Genomic DNA, 15,441 nt, shown 5'->3' with positions numbered 1-15,441 from the left:
GGAAAGAGTCCGAGGGCCCGTGACCAAGGACTCTGGCCACACCGAGGGTGCAGCCGCCACACTGGCGGCTGCACACCCGCTCACCGCCCGCCCCGACAACTGAGGAGAACGACGTGGGGACCGTAACGCTCGGCGTTTCGATCGCGGTCCCGGAGCCCTACGGCAGCCTGCTCCAGGAGCGGCGCGCGGGCTTCGGGGATCCCGCCGCGCACGGCATCCCCACCCACGTCACCCTCCTGCCGCCCACCGAGGTCGACTCCACCCTGCTCCCGGCCGTGGAGGCGCATCTCACGGCCGTCGCGGCGGCCGGCCGGCCCTTCCCCATGCGACTGTCCGGCACGGGCACCTTCCGGCCGCTGTCGCCCGTCGTCTTCGTCCAGGTCGTCGAGGGCGGTGCGGCCTGCACCTGGCTGCAGAAGCGCGTACGGGACACGTCCGGGCCGCTCGTCCGCGAGCTGCAGTTCCCGTACCACCCCCATGTGACGGTCGCCCACGGCATCTCGGAAGAGGCCATGGACCGGGCGTACGAGGAGCTGTCCGAGTACGGGGCGGCGTGGACCTGTGCCTCCTTCGCGCTCTACGAGCAGGGTGCGGACGCCGTGTGGCGCAAGCTCAGCACGTACGCCTTCGGCGGGGGCATCTCCGGCGTCCCCACCCAGGGCGCCCCGGTCGACGAGCACGCCTCCAGCCTCTGAGCGGCGGCTCCGGTCACCGCGCACGGCGGTGGGGCGTCCCCCGGCGTGCCGACGGGGCTGCGGCGCACCTCGGCGGGTAGGCGTACCGCATGGACTGGCTGATCAAGATTCCCGTCGTCGGCCCGCTGGTGCGGCGGCTGATGCGCACCCACGCCTGGCGTTCGTACGAGACGCTCGACCGGGTCCACTGGACGCGCCTCGCCGCAGCCGTCACGTTCCTCAGTTTCCTGGCGCTCTTCCCGCTGATCACCGTCGCCGCCGCCGTCGTCGCCGGCGCGCTCGACCAGCAGGCGCTGGACGAGCTGGACGAGAAGCTGTCCGCCCAGGTCCCCGGTATCTCCGATCAGCTCGACATCGACGCCTTGGTCGCCAACGCGGGCACCGTGGGGGTCGTCGCCGGTGCGCTGCTGCTCCTGACGGGCGTCGGCTGGGTCGGCTCGATGCGGGAGTGCCTGCGGGCCGTGTGGGAGCGCGACGACGAGGACGAGGGCAATCCGGTCGTCCGCAAGATCAAGGACGTGGGGGTGCTGGCCGGTCTCGGCGGCATCGGCCTGGCCTCGTTCGCCGCCTCCGCCCTGGGTTCGACGGCCGTCGGCTGGACCGCGGACCGGCTGGGCCTCGAGGACGGCGGGGTGGGCGGCGTGCTCCTGCAGATCGCCGCCCTCGCGGTTGGTGTGCTCGCGAACTTCCTGATTCTGCTCTACGTGCTGACCCTGCTGCCGGGGGTCCAGCCGCCGCGCCGCCGTCTGCTCGTGGCGGCGCTGATCGGCGCTGTCGGATTCGAACTGCTCAAGCTGCTGCTCGGCGGCTACATCAGCGGGGTCGCCTCGAGGAGCATGTACGGCGCGTTCGGCGTCCCGATCGCGCTGCTGCTGTGGATCAACTTCACTGCGAAGCTGCTGCTGTTCAGTGCCGCGTGGACGGCGACACCGAGCAGTGACCAGAAGCCCGCGGACGGAGAGCCAGTGGACGGAGAGCCGACGGGCGGAGAGTCCGCGGACAGGAAACCCGCGGACGCGGAGCCCGCCGACGGAAGGCCCGCCGACGGAAAGTCCGCCGGCGGAAAGGCCTTCGACGCGAGGTCCGCTACGGACGCGGCTCGCGGCGCGACCGGTCCGGCAGCGGCCACCGGCGCCTGATCAGGAACGCTCCCGCTGCCAGCAGCACGAGAACGCTGCCGACGACGCCCAGCGCGATTCCCACGCCGCTCGAGCCGGTCTGGGAGGCGGCGACGGGCTTCACCGGCCCGTCCTTGTCCTTCTCGCCCTCCTTCACCGGCTGCGGGGACTGCTGCGGCTGCGCCGACTTCGGCGGCACCAGTTCACCCACCGGGGTCACCTTGCCGGATGCGGCGAAGCCCCAGTCGAGCAGTCTGCCCGCCTCTTTGTAGACCGCCTGGCTCTCGCCCGACTCCGGGTTCATGACGGTGACGAGCAGCACCTTGCCGTTGCGCTCCGCGACCCCGGTGAACGTGGATCCGGCCTGTGTCGTGCTGCCGTTCTTCACACCGGCGAGGCCCTGGTACGGGGCGACGCCGATCGAGCCGGTCATCAGCCTGTTGGTGTTCTGGATCTTGAAGGTTCCGCGCTTCTTGCCCTTCTTCTGCTCGCCGGGGAAGTCGGCGCTCACCGTGGAGCAGTACTCGCGGAAGTCCTTCTTCTGCAGGCCGCTGCGGGCGATCAGGGTGAGGTCGTACGCGGACGACACCTGGCGGGGGGCGTCGTAACCGTCGGGGGAGACGACCGTGGTGTCGAGCGCCTGCAGTTCCTCGGCGTGCTTCTGCATGTCGATGACGGTCTGGTCGATGCCGTTGTTCATCGCCGCCAGGACGTGGACGGCGTCGTTGCCGGAGCGCAGGAAGACCCCGAGCCACAGGTCGTGGACCGTGTAGGTGTGGTTCTCCTTGATGCCGACCAGGCTGCTGCCCGCGCCGACGCCGGCGAGTTCCTCCGGGGCGACCTTGTGGACGGTCGTCTTCGGAAGCCGTGGCAGCAGGGTGTCCGCGAAGAGCATCTTCAGTGTCGACGCCGGAGGGAGCCGCCAGTGCGCGTTGTGGGCGGCGAGCACCTGTCCGCTCTCGGCGTCCGCGACGATCCAGGACCGTCCGGTGACGTCCTTGGGCAGCACGGGCGCACCAGGGCCGAGCCGGACCTGTGTGCCCGGCTTGGCGAGCTGCGCACCGCCGACCGAGGACATGATCGCCGGAGGTCGCGGCTTCTTCTTGCCCGGGTTGTCGTCCTGTGTGGCCGCGAACGCGGGGGCAGCGGTCATCGCGGGCAGCAGCGCGGCGACGAGGACCGCGAGCGCGGCCCTTCGCGCGGTGGTTTTCAGAGCAGACACGGACGAGAACGTACAGGGCCCCGTTGAAAATATGGAGATCGGCCCGCTGTCCGGCGTGGACTGACGCCGGGACAGCCCACCCCGAGGAACCCGGTCGGCGGACGGCCGCGATACTTGCTTCATGAAGCTCAGCCGCTCCGTCTCCTGGTTCCTGCTCGCGTTCGGGGTGTGGAGCTGGTTCATCTGGATCACTTTCGTCAAGAACCTGTGGCAGGACGGCAGCGGGCTCGCCTTCGACGACGCGGGTGACCCCACCGGCTACTTCTGGGTCCATCTGCTGCTCGCCGTCACGTCCTTTGTTCTGGGGACGGTCGTCGGGGTCATCGGGTTGCGTGGCGTGCGGGCGTTGCGCCGTGAGCGCGGCTAGGGAACAGGGAACAGGGAGCGGATCGTGGCGGCAGTCGTCGTACTCGTGATCATTCTGGTCGTCGCGCTGCTCGCGGGCGTGCACTGGTACGTGTGGCGGAGGCTCGTCCGCGACACGACCGCGCCGGGCGGCACCGGCCGCAGGGTCGGCACGGCAGCGATCTGGGTGCTGCCCGTGCTGTCCTTCGCGGCACTCGCGTCGGGCCGGTCCGGAGCACCCTTCTGGCTGGAGCAGATCCTGGCGTGGCCGGGCTATCTCTGGCTGGCGGTGCTGCTCTACCTCGTCCTGGCACTCCTCGTCGGCGAGGCGGTACGCGCCCTGCTGCGCCGCGCCCTCGACCGCAGGGCCGCTCGGGCGGATCACCCGATCGAGCGCCCCGCCCCCGACGACTCGGCGGCGTCCGGTGGCGGCCCCGCTCCGTCGGGGCCCGCCGTCCGGGCAGGGGCCGGTGCCACCGAGGACGGGCTCGGTCCGGCGGGTACGGCGGTCGCCGTCGACCACGCTCCGCCGTCCGCCCCCGCCGGGGCGGTGGCGGACGAAGCCCCGGCCGTGGCCGTGGCCACGGGCGTCGCGGACGCCGCGGTCCCGGCAGGGACGGCCGGCACGGGCGGGGCCGGTGTCGAAGCCGGGCCCGCTCCTGGCGCCGGCGTCGCGCCGACGGGCCGGGCAGGCGTCTCGCGGCGGATGTTCGTGTCGCGGATCGTCGGCGGGGCCGCCGCCACCGCCGCGCTCGGCACGGTCGGGAACGGCGCCTACGGCGTGCTCCGCGGCCCCCGGGTCGAGCGGGTCACCGTCCCGCTCGCCAAGCTCCCCCGCGCCGCCCACGGCCTGCGCATCGCCGTCGTCAGCGACATCCATCTCGGGCCGATACTCGGCCGGGCGCACACCCAGCGCATAGTGGACTCGATCAACGCCACTCAGCCCGACCTCGTCGCCGTCGTCGGCGACCTCGTCGACGGGTCGGTCGCCGACCTCGGGTCCGCGGCCGAGCCGCTCGCGCAGCTCCGTTCCCGTCACGGATCCTTCTTCGTGACGGGCAACCACGAGTACTTCTCCGGTGCCGACGAGTGGGTCGAGCACGTCCGCGAGCTGGGCCTGCGGCCGCTGCGCAACGAACGGGTCGAGATCGCCGGCGGGTTCGACCTCGCGGGCGTCGACGACGTGGCCGGTGAGGACGAGGGCCAGGGCCCCGACTTCGTACGCGCTCTCGGCGACCGCGACCGCTCCCGTGCCGCCGTGCTCCTCGCGCACCAGCCGGTCGTCATCGACGACGCGGTCCGCCACGGCGTGGACCTCCAGCTCTCCGGGCACACCCACGGCGGCCAGCTCTGGCCCGGCAACCACCTGGCCGAGCTCGCCAACCCCACCGTCGCGGGACTGGAGCGCTACGGCGACACCCAGTTGTACGTGTCCCGCGGCGCGGGCGCGTGGGGTCCGCCGGTACGGGTCGGGGCGCCCTCCGACATCACCGTCGTACAACTGGCGTCGCGTCAGGCGTGACCGCCGCCCGCGGCCCCGGGGTTCCCCGGGGCCGTGAAGCCCTTGTCAGGCCTTCTTGCGCGCGGCCACGGTCTCAGCCATGCCGGGCAGGAAGTCCGTGAACAGCTCGTGCACTTCGCGGACGAGCGGCCGCAGCACCCGGAAGCGCGAGAGAGCCACGCCCCGGGCGGTCAGCCGGGCGCCGCGTTCGGCCAGGCGCCTGGTGCGTTCGCTGTTCTCGGAGCGGTCGAAGACCCAGTACAGGACCAGGCCCATCTGGGAGAGCCACATCAACTCGGGGAGGATGTCGCGTAGTTCCTCCGCCACCTTCGACTTCGAGCCGGCCAGTGCCTCCCGGTGGACATCGATGGCCGCCTCGCGGGCGTGCTCCGATTCGGGAGAGAAGGGGCTGAGAGGGCTCTCCGGGTCGGCGGCGTTCTTGAAGAACTGGGCCGCGAACTCGTGGTACGGCGCGGCGATGTCCAGCCACGCGGTCAGCACCCCGGCCATCCGGGACTCGAGGTCGGTCTCCTTGTCCAGCACGGGCCGGACCGCCGCCTGGTGTTCTGCGGCGATCCGGTCGTAGAAGCCCTGGACGAGGTGTTCCTTGGAGCCGAAGTAGTAGTACGCGTTCCCGACCGAGACGCCGGCCTCTTTGGCGATGGCCCGCATCGTCGTCTTGTCGTAGCCGCGCTCCTGGAAGAGGCGCAGCGCCGTCTCGAGGATGAGCGTGCGGGTCTGCTCGCTCTTGGGGGCCTTCGCGTCCGTCGGGTCGTTCGCTTCAGTCACGGTGTCCGAGCCTAGTCGGGTACGGAGCAGCGGTCGTCACAGGGAGTGGCGTCCACAGTCCCGGTGCCCCTCATGGCCCCCGTGCCTCCCGCGGCCGTGCCCCCCGTGCCCCCCGTGCCCTCCACGGCCTCCGTGATCGCCGCCGCGGCACCGGCCCCCGTCGCCTCCCGGTACTTCGCCGCCGCGAGCATGGTGACCCGTACGAAGGGTGCGCCGGCCGGGGTGGCGAGCCAGTGGGCCCTGGGCCGGTGCTCGGCCAGTGCCCAGAGGCACACGATCCAGGCGGCCTGACCCGAGTAGATCTGGCCCCGGTCGCCGATGACGGTGATCTCGCGCCTGGTGCGCGCGTGGTCGAGTTCGGGATACCTGCGCCGCGCCTCGGCCGATCCCGCGGGCACCAGCCGCAGCGGCACGAGCTGCGGTTGTCGCAGCAGCCAGCTCCTCAGGTGCACGCACAGGGAGCACTCGGCGTCGTAGAGGACGGTCAGTTCCCGCAGGGCGGTGCCCATCGTCGTCATGCTCCGGTGGGGCCGCCGGCGGGCGCGGTCCACGGGCCCGTCGGCGCCTGCCGCGTCCAGCCCTGGGGGCCGACCGGCGGGGTCTGCTCGCGCTCCATCGCTCCACGACGGCGGATCTTGTTGAGTACGTAGACGTTGCCGAGGTGCATGATGCCGAGGACCAGCAGGACGACTCCGATCTTGACCGACAGGGCCTCGAGGAGTCCGCGGGCCTCCGTGACCGCGTCGGCGCTCTTGAGGTAGAGCGCGACGAATCCGAGGTTCACGAGGTAGAAGCCGACCACCAGGAGGTGGTTGACGGCCTCCGCGAGCTTCTCGTTCCCCTTGAGCACGTCGGCGAGGAAGATCCGTCCGTTCTTGCTGAGCGTGCGCGCGACCCAGACGGTGAGTCCGACGCTGATCGCCAGGTAGGCGACGTAGGTGACAACAGTGAGGTCCATGCCCCACCCCTCCCCTTGAACGTGTTCAAAACCTTGCGAGCATGACTCTAGACCTACTTTTGAACATGTTCAAGCGAGGGAAAGGGGAGGCGTCGCCCAGTGCGCGCCGTCTAAGGTCTGGCGGATGACCCTCTCTTATGACCAGGCCGGACACGGCCCCGCCGTTGTCCTTCTCCACTCCGCGGTGTGCGACCGGCGGATGTGGGACGGGCAGTGGCAGTCGCTCGTGGACGCCGGATACCGGGTGGTGCGCTGCGACTTCCGCGGCTACGGCACCACGCCGGTGGCCGAGCACCCCTACACGGACGCCGACGACGTCCTCGGGCTGATGGACGCCCTCGGCATCGAACAGGCCGCCCTGGTCGGATCCTCGTTCGGCGGCCGGGTCGCCCTGCTCGCGGCGGCGAGCAGCCCGCACCGGGTGAACGCGCTCGCGCTGCTGTGCGCCGCCCCGCTGCCCGGGCAGGAGCAGAGCCCCGAACTCAGCGCCTTCGACGTCCGCGAGAACGAGCTCTTCGAGGCGGGAGACCTGGCGGGCGCCGCGGCGTTGAACGTGGACACCTGGCTCGGCCCCGACGCCGACGAGGCGGTCAGGGAAGCCGTGCTCGAAATGCAGCTCCACGCCTTCGAGGTGCAGACGGCGGCGGAGGAGGCCGTCGAGAACGAGGGGGCGTCGTACGTCCTGTCCGGTGGGCGGATCGCCGAACCACCGGAGTTCTCGAAGTTCGAGTCCCCCTGCCTCGCCGTGTCCGGCGCCCACGACCTCCCGGACTTCCGCCGGGCGGCGGCCAGCCTCCCGGGTCTCCTGCCGAACGCCCGTCACCTCGAGCTGCCCTGGGCCGGTCACCTCCCGGGCATGGAGCGGCCGGCGGAGATCACCGCCCTGCTGACGGGTTTCCTGGCCGGCCGCCAGCTCGCGGACAGCGGCAACCGCGCCTGAACCTCACGGCGGTCGGGCAGGTGCCGAGCCACCGGGCCGGGGCCCGAACGTGGTTCGGCCATGCTCGTCCACAGGGGGATGGGATACGGTCACCGCCGTGGATGACATCGACCGTGAACTCGTCGCGCTGCTCCAGCAGGACGCCACCCGTCCGTACGCGGCGCTGGCCAAGGCCGTCGGCCTGTCGGCGGGCGCCGCGCACGAGCGGGTACGGAAGCTGCGTGAACGAGGCGTCATCAGGCGCACCACGGTGGACGTCGACCCGGCCGCTCTGGGCCGCGGCGTACTCGCCTTCGTCATGGTCGAGTCCTCGGCCTGGATGGGGAACTCGGCGGACGCGTTCGCCGCGATCCCCGAGATCCAGGAGGCCCATGTCATCGCCGGCAGCGCCTCGGTCCTCGTGAAGGTCCGCACGGCCACCACCGAGCAGCTTCAGGACGTGCTGAGGCGGCTGTACGCCATCGAGGGCGTCAGCGGCACCCAGGCGACCGTCGCGCTGGAGACGTTCTTCGAGCGGCCCGTCTCCCCGGTGGGGACTCTCCCGTGACCTGACTGTCAGTGGGGCGCTCTACTGTTAGATCATGGCAATCGTGACCTTCGTCGACGAGACGACATCGGGTGCACGGCAAGACGCCCTGAGCCTTCCCGTCGCGGAAGGACGCCTGACGTTGCGGGAGTTGATTCGCCGTCGGGTCTTCGAGGAGACCGGGGAGAGAGCGGAGACCGGGGAGAGAGCGGAGACCGGGGAGGGCGCGGAGGAGGCCCAAGCCGGGCCCCGTCGCCGAGGACCCGGGGCATCTGCCGTTCGAGGGTGACCGGATGATCTCCGTGATCCTCAGCAAGGCGCTGCTGCTGGCCCGTGACACGGAGGTGACCGACCCGACGATCCTGAGCCGGCTGTGAGGACGGGCGGCGTGCGCCGGAGCCCGACGTGACGTCGGACGTGCCGGCGCGGCCCGCGCGTCCCGGCACGACTGCCTACATGCTGCTCACCGAGCGCGCGTAGTTGATCTGGCCCATGACCATCTGGAAGGTCTCGGGACCCTGCGCCGGGATCATCGTCGAGTGGTGCTTGCCACCGCTCGTCACCGTGACCTGGATGAAGCCCGTGGTGGTCTTCTCCTTCATCAGCAGGAAGAGCAGGCCCAGCAGACAGAAGATGAAGAACACGACCGCGAGCACGATGGCGTGCGTCGGCAGCTTCTCCTCGGTGCGGGACATGTCCATCGCGTTCCACACGGCGCCCTTGAGCGGCATGGTGCCGGCCGGGGTGACGATCGAGTCCGACATCACCGTGATGTCACCGATCGACACGAGGGGCGTGCCGCCCATCGGGGCGGGCGGACCGGTGAACGGCACGGGGACGCCCGCGGGCTGCGTCTGGGAGTAGGCCGGCGTCTGATCCTGCGGATAGCCGTACCCCGGCGCGGAGCCCGGGTAGCCGTAGGCGGGCGTGCTGCCGGGCGACGGCTGGTCGGGGCCCCACTGGTACTCGGGCTCCCCGTCCTTGTACGGATTGGGTGTCGTCATGTTCTCGTCCCCGCTTTCCCACTGCGTCAGATCAGACGTTCCCCGATCCTGCCAGGTGCGCCCCCGGTCGGTGAAGCCCGTACGGAGATACGGGCAAGGGCCCCTGCCCCGCAGCGGGGGGCAAGGGCCCTTGACGCCGTGTCACGTCACATGACGTTACGCGACCTCAGAAGCGGCGTGTGATGAGCGCGCGCTTCACTTCCTGGATCGCCTTGGTGACCTCGATACCGCGCGGGCAGGCGTCCGTGCAGTTGAACGTGGTGCGGCAACGCCACACACCGTCCTTGTCGTTGAGGATCTCGAGCCGCTGCTCACCGGCCTCGTCGCGCGAGTCGAAGATGAAACGGTGCGCGTTGACGATGGCCGCCGGGCCGAAGTACTGGCCGTCGTTCCAGAACACCGGGCACGAGGACGTGCACGCGGCGCACAGGATGCACTTGGTGGTGTCGTCGAAGCGCTCGCGGTCCTCGGCGGTCTGCAGGCGCTCGCGCGTCGGCTCGTTCCCGTTGGTGATGAGGAACGGCATGACGTCGCGGTACGCCTGGAAGAACGGCTCCATGTCCACGACCAGGTCCTTGAGGACCGTCAGGCCCTTGATGGCCTCGACCGTGATGGGCTTCTCCGGGTTGATGTCCTTGATCAGCGTCTTGCAGGCGAGCCTGTTCTTGCCGTTGATCCGCATCGCGTCGGAGCCGCAGATGCCGTGCGCGCACGAGCGGCGGAAGGTGAGCGAGCCGTCGACGTCCCACTTGATCTTGTGGAGGGCGTCGAGCACGCGCTCCTTGGGGTCGATCTCGATCTGGAAGTCCTCCCAGACCGCGTGCTCCGACACCTCGGGGTTGAAGCGGCGGATCCGGAAGGTGGCCGTGATGTAGGGGGAGTCGGCGAAGCCGGCCTCCGCCTTGTCCTTGTCCAGGGTCGGGGTAGCCATCAGTACTTACGCTCCATCGGCTGGTAGCGGGTCTGGACGACCGGCTTGTAGTCGAGACGGATCGACTCGGAGCCGTCGTCGCCCACCTCGCGGTACGCCATGGTGTGGCGCATGAAGTTGACGTCGTCGCGGTTCGGGAAGTCCTCGCGGTAGTGACCGCCGCGGGACTCCTTGCGGGCCAGCGCGGAGACGGCCATGACCTCGGCCAGGTCGAGCAGGTTGCCCAGCTCGACGGCCTCCAGAAGGTCCGTGTTGAACCGCTTGCCCTTGTCCTGGACGGACACGTTCCGGTAGCGCTCGCGCAGCTCGGCGATCTTCTCGACCGCGGTCTTGATCGTCTGCTCGGTGCGGAACACCATGACGTTCGCGTCCATGGTCTCCTGCAGCTCGCGGCGCAGCTCGGCGACCCGCTCGCTGCCGGTGGAGTTGCGCAGCCGCTCGACCTGCTCCTCGACGAGGGAGGCCGGGTTCTCGGGAAGCTCGACGTAGTCGTTCTTCGCGGAGTACTCGGCGGCCGCGATGCCGGCACGACGTCCGAAGACGTTGATGTCCAGCAGCGAGTTGGTGCCGAGGCGGTTGGCGCCGTGCACGGAGACACAGGCGACCTCGCCGGCGGCGTACAGGCCGGGCACGACGGTGGTGTTGTCGCGCAGGACCTCACCCTCGACGTTGGTCGGGATGCCGCCCATGGCGTAGTGCGCGGTCGGCTGGATCGGGATCGGGTCCGTGTAGGGCTCGATACCGAGGTACGTACGCGCGAACTCGGTGATGTCCGGGAGCTTGGCGTCCAGCTGCTCCGGCGGCAGGTGGGTGAGGTCCAGGTAGACGTGGTCGCCCTCGGGACCGCAGCCGCGGCCCTCGCGGATCTCCGTGTAGATGGAGCGCGAGACGACGTCACGGGACGCGAGGTCCTTCATGACCGGCGCGTACTTCTCCATGAAGCGCTCGCCGTCCTTGTTGCGGAGGATGCCGCCCTCACCGCGGGCGCCCTCCGTCAGCAGGATGCCCATGCGCCAGATGCCCGTCGGGTGGAACTGGAAGAACTCCATGTCCTCCAGCGGCAGGCCGCGCCGGTAGCAGGCGGCCTGGCCGTCACCGGTCAGGGTGTGCGCGTTGGAGGTCACCTTGAAGAACTTGCCGGTGCCGCCGGACGCGTAGATCACGGCCTTCGCCTGGAAGACGTGGATCTCGCCGGTGGCCAGCTCGTAGGCGACGACACCGGCCGACTTCTTGACGCCGTCGACCTCGGTGATCAGCTGGTCCAGGACGTAGAACTCGTTGAAGAACTCCACGCCCTCCTTGACGCAGTTCTGGTACAGCGTCTGGAGGATCATGTGGCCGGTGCGGTCCGCGGCGTAGCAGGACCGGCGGACCGGGGCCTCGCCGTGGTTGCGGGAGTGGCCGCCGAAGCGGCGCTGGTCGATGGTGCCGTCCGGGGTCCGGTTGAACGGCAGGCCCATCTTCTCCAGGTCGAGGACGGCGTCGATGGCCTCCTTCGCCAGGATCTCGGCGGCGTCCTGGTCGACCAGGTAGTCACCGCCCTTGACCGTGTCGAAGGTGTGCCACTCCCAGTTGTCCTCCTCCACGTTGGCGAGCGCGGCGGCCATGCCGCCCTGCGCGGCGCCCGTGTGGGAGCGGGTGGGGTAGAGCTTCGTCAGCACGGCGGTGCGGCTGCGCTTCGTCGCCTCGATGGCGGCGCGCATGCCGGCGCCGCCGGCGCCGACGATGACGGTGTCGTACTTGTGGATCTTCATGGGTGGATTACCTCAGCCCCGTGCCTAGCGGATGTTCGGGTCGAAGGTGAAGATCACCAGCGTGCCCAGAAGGATGGTGAACACCGTGGCGGTGTACAGCAGGCCCTTGAGCCACAGGCGCGTGTTCGGACGCTCCGCGTAGTCGTTGATGACGGTGCGGAGGCCGTTGGCGCCGTGCAGCATGGCAAGCCACAGCATCAGCAGGTCCCAGGTCTGCCAGAACGGGGACGCCCAGCGGCCGGCCACGAAGGCGAAGCCGATCTTGGAGACGCCGCCGTCGAGCACCAGCTGGATCAGCAGGTGGCCGATGACCAGGACGACGAGGACCACACCGGACAGGCGCATGAACAGCCATGCGGCCATCTCGAAGTTGCCGCGGGTCGAGCGCGGGGTCTTCTTGGTGCGCTTGCGCGGGGCCTCGATGAGCGGGGCCGGGTTGTCCACGTCGTAGACGTGGGAGCCCTCGACGGGGCCGATCGCGGAAGTGGTGTCAGCGGACATTTCTGGCCTCAGCTCCCGAAGACGTCGCGGACGGCGTGGCCGAGCACGGGGTAGAGGGCGCCGACCATCAGTACCAGCCAGATGGCCATGACCGACCAGAGCATCTGCTTCTGGTAGCGCGGGCCCTTGGACCAGAAGTCCACGGCGATGACACGCAGGCCGTTGAGCGCGTGGAAGAGAATCGCGGCGACGAGGCCGTATTCGAGAAGCGCGACGATCGGCGTCTTGTAGGTGGCGACGACCTCGTCGTACGCCTCGGGGGAGACGCGGACGAGAGCGGTGTCCAGCACGTGTACGAACAGGAAGAAGAAGATGAGGACGCCGGTGACTCGATGAGCCACCCAGGACCACATTCCTTCCCGGCCGCGGTACAGCGTTCCAGCCGGCACGGAAGAACCCTCCGGGAGCGGGGATTGGGGCCATGCCGGCTTGTGGGTGTCGGTCTGGCCCGGCCGGGTACGGTCCACCGGCCCCGGCCATCGTAGCGACGTGTTGTCGGTTCGTTCGCGCGGGGGCCGCCGGTGTGATCAAACAGGCAATCAATCAGCCACGGACGGACTAAGTGACGGCCTCCGTGACGCCGGTTTCCGGATGGTTGGCCACTGCATGTGCCAGTCGGGATCGCACGAGGGCGCGCATTTCCTCCGCGGAGATGGCCCGCTCCTCGTCCGGTTCGTGGGACAGTCTGCTCCGGATACCGGCGAGTACCTGGTCCAGGTACTCGTCGGGCCGGTATGTGTCGAGGCAGATGACGAACGCATGTCCGAATCGGCTCTCGTAGGCGGCGTGGGCCGCCGCGAGTGCGGTGTGGGCGGCCTGCGGGGCGCTCGGCGGCAGTCCCGTGGAGGACTCGCCCGCCAGCACTTCGTGCATGTCGCCGGGGCTCAGGTCGTATCCGGCCTCGTCGCAGGCGGCGAGCAGGGACTCGAGATCCGGGTAGGGGCGGTGCGCGGCGACACGCCGGGCCCAGTGGTGGCTGCCGCAGCAGGCGAGAACGATCGCCTCCGCTGCGGGGGCGGGGGCGCTGTTGAAGTGCTCCAGCCCCGGGTCCGCGCGACGCTGGGACGGTATGGCAGCGGCGGCGCCGCCCCGCGCGTGGTGGAGTGTCGGCGGTCGCTCCGGGAGGCCGGCGTGGGATTCGCTGGACAGCGGGGACTCCTCGAGCGGGACAGGCGCGACGGGCAGGCGACGGGAAGGGAGAGAAGGGTGTGTCGTAACGCTATCGACATGGACGCGGAGCTGTCCGACGAATGCGCGAATTTCACCCGGACGGGAGAGTTTGACCGTAGGTAATGAACGCAGGAGGGGGTGTTTCGACAGGTTCAATCGCTTATGGGAGGTATCAGAACGATGTGGTTCTCTCGCAGGATTCGGCTGAGCGGTGCGATAGCCGCCTCGGCCGCCGTCTTTTCCATGACGCTCGCCGGCTGCTCCGACGAAGGCGCCCCGGACTCGGGCAGCGCGCCACCCGACCAGGCGGGAACCACCTCGCGGGCCGCCGCCCCCAGCGCGACCCCCAGCCCCACCCGTAGCTATCCGCTCTCCGAGGAGCCCGCGACGATCCCCTCGGTCCGCACCCACCAGGCCGCCCGCGGCCCCGGCTGGACCCGGACCGACGGCAGCGGTGTCGTCGTCGCCAAGGGCAGTGAGGCGCTGTCCGACGAGGGCAGGCTGCTCGCCCAGGAGCTGAGGCTCACCTACCGGGGGGCGGTCGCCGCCAAGGCCGGCGACGTGGAGCTCGCACTCGCCGGGGACGGCGCGGCCGAGTCGTACACACTGACCACCAGCGGCGGCCGGGTGAGGATCACCGGGCCGGACGAGGCCGGCGTCTTCTACGGCACCCGGACCCTGAAGCAGTCGGTCCGCTCGGGCGGGTCGATGCCGGAAGGTGTCGTACGGGACCGGCCGGACCGCCCCCAGCGGGGGCTGAACCTCGACATCGCGCGCAAGCACTTCACGGCGGAGTGGATCGAGGACCGGCTGCGCGAGATGGCCGATCTCAAGCTCAACCAGCTCGGTCTGCACTTCTCCGACGACCAGGCCTTCCGCATCGAGTCGGACTCGCACCCCGAGGTGGTCTCGGAGCAGCACCTCACCAAGGACGAGGTCCGCGGGATCCTGGCGCTCGCCGACCGTCTCCACATCACGGTCTTCGGCGAGATCGACTCCCCGGGACACCTCGGCGCGGTCCTGCGGGCGCATCCGCAGCTGCAGCTCCGCAACACCCAGGGCGTGCCCCGGCAGGGCGCGATCGACATCTCGAAGCCGGACTCGGCCCGGATCGTCGACGATCTGCTGCGCGAGTACACGGCACTCTTCAACGGCTCCTGGTTCCACGTCGGCGCGGACGAGTACCAGGCGCTGACGGTGAGGAACCCGGCCGCGTCCTACCCGCAGCTGGCCCGGGCGGCCGGTCAGAAGCACGGCGCCGGGGCGACCATCGAGGACCTGGCCGAGGGCTGGCTGAACGACCGCGCCGCGGTCGTCCGCGAGGCGAAGAAGACTCCCAAGGCCTGGAACGACGGCTTCTTCAGCGGCGGTCAGGTCGCCGCCGACAAGAGCATCGAGGTCGAGTACTGGACCGGCAAGGAGATCGGGGCCCGCGCGCCGGAGGAGTATTTGGCCGAAGGGCGGCGGGTGGTGAACCTCAACGACGAGTTCCTCTACTACGTGCTCGGCGAGCCCAACCAGTTCACGTATCCGACGGGCCGCCGCATATACGAGCAGTGGACACCGCTGGTGCTGCGCGGCACGAAGCCGGTGCCGGAGAAGTACTCGGCCCAGATCCTGGGCGGCCGCTTCGCGGTCTGGTGCGACCTGGCGAACTCCCAGACCCAGGACCAGGTCGCGGCCGGTATTCGCCGGCCGTTGCAGGCGACGGCCCAGAAGCTGTGGGACCCGCGGCAGCCGGAGCGGAGCTGGCAGTCGTTCGACTCGCTGGCGCGGAAGCTGGGCTGACGGACGGTGCCCGGCCGGGATGCCGGCCGGGCACCGGGCGGCTCACGGCCGCCGGGCCGACGGTCGCGGTGTGAGTCCGCCCGGGGGCGTGCGGGCTCACACCGCGGTCACGTCAGGAAGGGTCAACAGCGCCTGGCGCGGGCCCCGTTCCCGTGAATGGAAGGTAACAGAGGTGTGGCGCAAATGTGTCCGAACAATT

Annotated in this window: 17 protein-coding genes; 7 read left to right on the top strand and 10 right to left on the bottom strand. The window is 70.1% G+C overall.

Annotated elements, in window-relative coordinates; all coding sequences use genetic code 11:
• The first annotated feature begins 113 nt into the window (after positions 1-113).
• Complete coding sequence (locus tag ACFYV1_RS13425) at positions 114-695, top strand: 2'-5' RNA ligase family protein (RefSeq protein ID WP_389395605.1); 582 nt, start codon at positions 114-116, stop codon at positions 693-695.
• 89 nt (positions 696-784) lie between these two features.
• Complete coding sequence (locus ACFYV1_RS13420) at positions 785-1,834, top strand: YihY/virulence factor BrkB family protein (protein ID WP_389395604.1); 1,050 nt, start codon at positions 785-787, stop codon at positions 1,832-1,834.
• Here ACFYV1_RS13420 and ACFYV1_RS13415 read toward each other — a convergent pair.
• Positions 1,782-2,966 (bottom strand): D-alanyl-D-alanine carboxypeptidase, encoded by a 1,185-nt coding sequence (locus ACFYV1_RS13415; RefSeq protein ID WP_389395881.1) that lies wholly within the window; start codon positions 2,964-2,966, stop codon positions 1,782-1,784. The two genes, ACFYV1_RS13420 and ACFYV1_RS13415, sit on opposite strands and share 53 nt — an antisense overlap.
• 190 nt (positions 2,967-3,156) lie before the next feature.
• Between ACFYV1_RS13415 and ACFYV1_RS13410 the strand changes: the two genes are divergently transcribed.
• Both ACFYV1_RS13410 and ACFYV1_RS13405 read left to right on the top strand, forming a co-directional pair.
• Positions 3,157-3,402, top strand: coding sequence for an SCO4848 family membrane protein (locus tag ACFYV1_RS13410; protein ID WP_389395603.1), 246 nt, complete (start codon positions 3,157-3,159; stop codon positions 3,400-3,402).
• A gap of 24 nt (positions 3,403-3,426) precedes the next feature.
• The gene (locus ACFYV1_RS13405; protein WP_389395602.1) at positions 3,427-4,902 is read left to right on the top strand and encodes a metallophosphoesterase; all 1,476 of its coding nucleotides are present in this window, start codon (positions 3,427-3,429) and stop codon (positions 4,900-4,902) included.
• 45 nt (positions 4,903-4,947) lie between these two features.
• Here ACFYV1_RS13405 and ACFYV1_RS13400 read toward each other — a convergent pair whose 3' ends face one another.
• The 3 genes from ACFYV1_RS13400 to ACFYV1_RS13390 are packed head-to-tail and all read right to left on the bottom strand — an operon-like array spanning position 4,948 to position 6,628.
• Entirely contained in the window at positions 4,948-5,670 is a 723-nt protein-coding gene (locus tag ACFYV1_RS13400; RefSeq protein ID WP_389395601.1) for a TetR/AcrR family transcriptional regulator, read from the bottom strand.
• Positions 5,671-5,681: 11 nt separating this feature from the next.
• Complete coding sequence (locus ACFYV1_RS13395; protein ID WP_389395600.1) at positions 5,682-6,188, bottom strand: thiol-disulfide oxidoreductase DCC family protein; 507 nt, start codon at positions 6,186-6,188, stop codon at positions 5,682-5,684.
• Entirely contained in the window at positions 6,185-6,628 is a 444-nt protein-coding gene (locus tag ACFYV1_RS13390) for a hypothetical protein (RefSeq protein ID WP_389395599.1), read from the bottom strand. Before ACFYV1_RS13390 ends, ACFYV1_RS13395 begins: the two co-directional genes overlap by 4 nt.
• A gap of 124 nt (positions 6,629-6,752) precedes the next feature.
• Here ACFYV1_RS13390 and ACFYV1_RS13385 point away from each other — a divergent pair, with 124 nt between their 5' ends.
• On the top strand, positions 6,753-7,568 hold the full coding sequence (locus tag ACFYV1_RS13385) for an alpha/beta fold hydrolase (protein ID WP_389395598.1): 816 nt from the start codon (positions 6,753-6,755) through the stop codon (positions 7,566-7,568).
• A gap of 97 nt (positions 7,569-7,665) precedes the next feature.
• A complete protein-coding gene (locus ACFYV1_RS13380; RefSeq protein WP_389395597.1) occupies positions 7,666-8,115 on the top strand; it encodes an Lrp/AsnC family transcriptional regulator in 450 nt (149 codons plus the stop codon).
• Between the two features lie 431 nt (positions 8,116-8,546).
• Here ACFYV1_RS13380 and ACFYV1_RS13375 read toward each other — a convergent pair whose 3' ends face one another.
• The 6 genes from ACFYV1_RS13375 to ACFYV1_RS13350 all read right to left on the bottom strand — a co-directional run bounded on the left by ACFYV1_RS13375 (position 8,547) and on the right by ACFYV1_RS13350 (position 13,433).
• The gene (locus ACFYV1_RS13375; RefSeq protein ID WP_389395596.1) at positions 8,547-9,098 is read right to left on the bottom strand and encodes a hypothetical protein; all 552 of its coding nucleotides are present in this window, start codon (positions 9,096-9,098) and stop codon (positions 8,547-8,549) included.
• 166 nt (positions 9,099-9,264) lie between these two features.
• Positions 9,265-10,029 carry a succinate dehydrogenase iron-sulfur subunit gene (locus ACFYV1_RS13370; protein WP_389395595.1) on the bottom strand — a complete coding sequence of 255 codons (765 nt, stop codon included), beginning with the start codon at positions 10,027-10,029 and terminating at the stop codon, positions 9,265-9,267.
• Complete coding sequence (sdhA, locus tag ACFYV1_RS13365; RefSeq protein ID WP_389395594.1) at positions 10,029-11,783, bottom strand: succinate dehydrogenase flavoprotein subunit; 1,755 nt, start codon at positions 11,781-11,783, stop codon at positions 10,029-10,031. The genes ACFYV1_RS13370 and sdhA overlap by 1 nt, the downstream gene beginning before the upstream one ends.
• Positions 11,784-11,807: 24 nt before the next feature.
• The gene (locus tag ACFYV1_RS13360; protein ID WP_389395593.1) at positions 11,808-12,284 is read right to left on the bottom strand and encodes a succinate dehydrogenase hydrophobic membrane anchor subunit; all 477 of its coding nucleotides are present in this window, start codon (positions 12,282-12,284) and stop codon (positions 11,808-11,810) included.
• Between the two features lie 8 nt (positions 12,285-12,292).
• Complete coding sequence (gene sdhC, locus ACFYV1_RS13355; protein ID WP_389395592.1) at positions 12,293-12,673, bottom strand: succinate dehydrogenase, cytochrome b556 subunit; 381 nt, start codon at positions 12,671-12,673, stop codon at positions 12,293-12,295.
• A gap of 169 nt (positions 12,674-12,842) precedes the next feature.
• Positions 12,843-13,433, bottom strand: a complete 591-nt coding sequence (locus ACFYV1_RS13350) for a 2-oxo-4-hydroxy-4-carboxy-5-ureidoimidazoline decarboxylase (protein WP_389395880.1) — start codon at positions 13,431-13,433, stop codon at positions 12,843-12,845.
• 201 nt (positions 13,434-13,634) lie between these two features.
• Between ACFYV1_RS13350 and ACFYV1_RS13345 the strand changes: the two genes are divergently transcribed.
• Positions 13,635-15,242: a family 20 glycosylhydrolase gene (locus ACFYV1_RS13345; RefSeq protein ID WP_389395591.1), complete on the top strand. Its 1,608-nt coding sequence runs from the start codon at positions 13,635-13,637 to the stop codon at positions 15,240-15,242.
• Positions 15,243-15,441 lie beyond the last annotated feature (199 nt).

Origin of the sequence: Streptomyces sp. NPDC003023 (assembly GCF_042888225.1) — a bacterium.
Taxonomy (GTDB): domain Bacteria; phylum Actinomycetota; class Actinomycetes; order Streptomycetales; family Streptomycetaceae; genus Streptomyces.
This window is presented reverse-complemented; position numbering and strand designations above follow the sequence as displayed.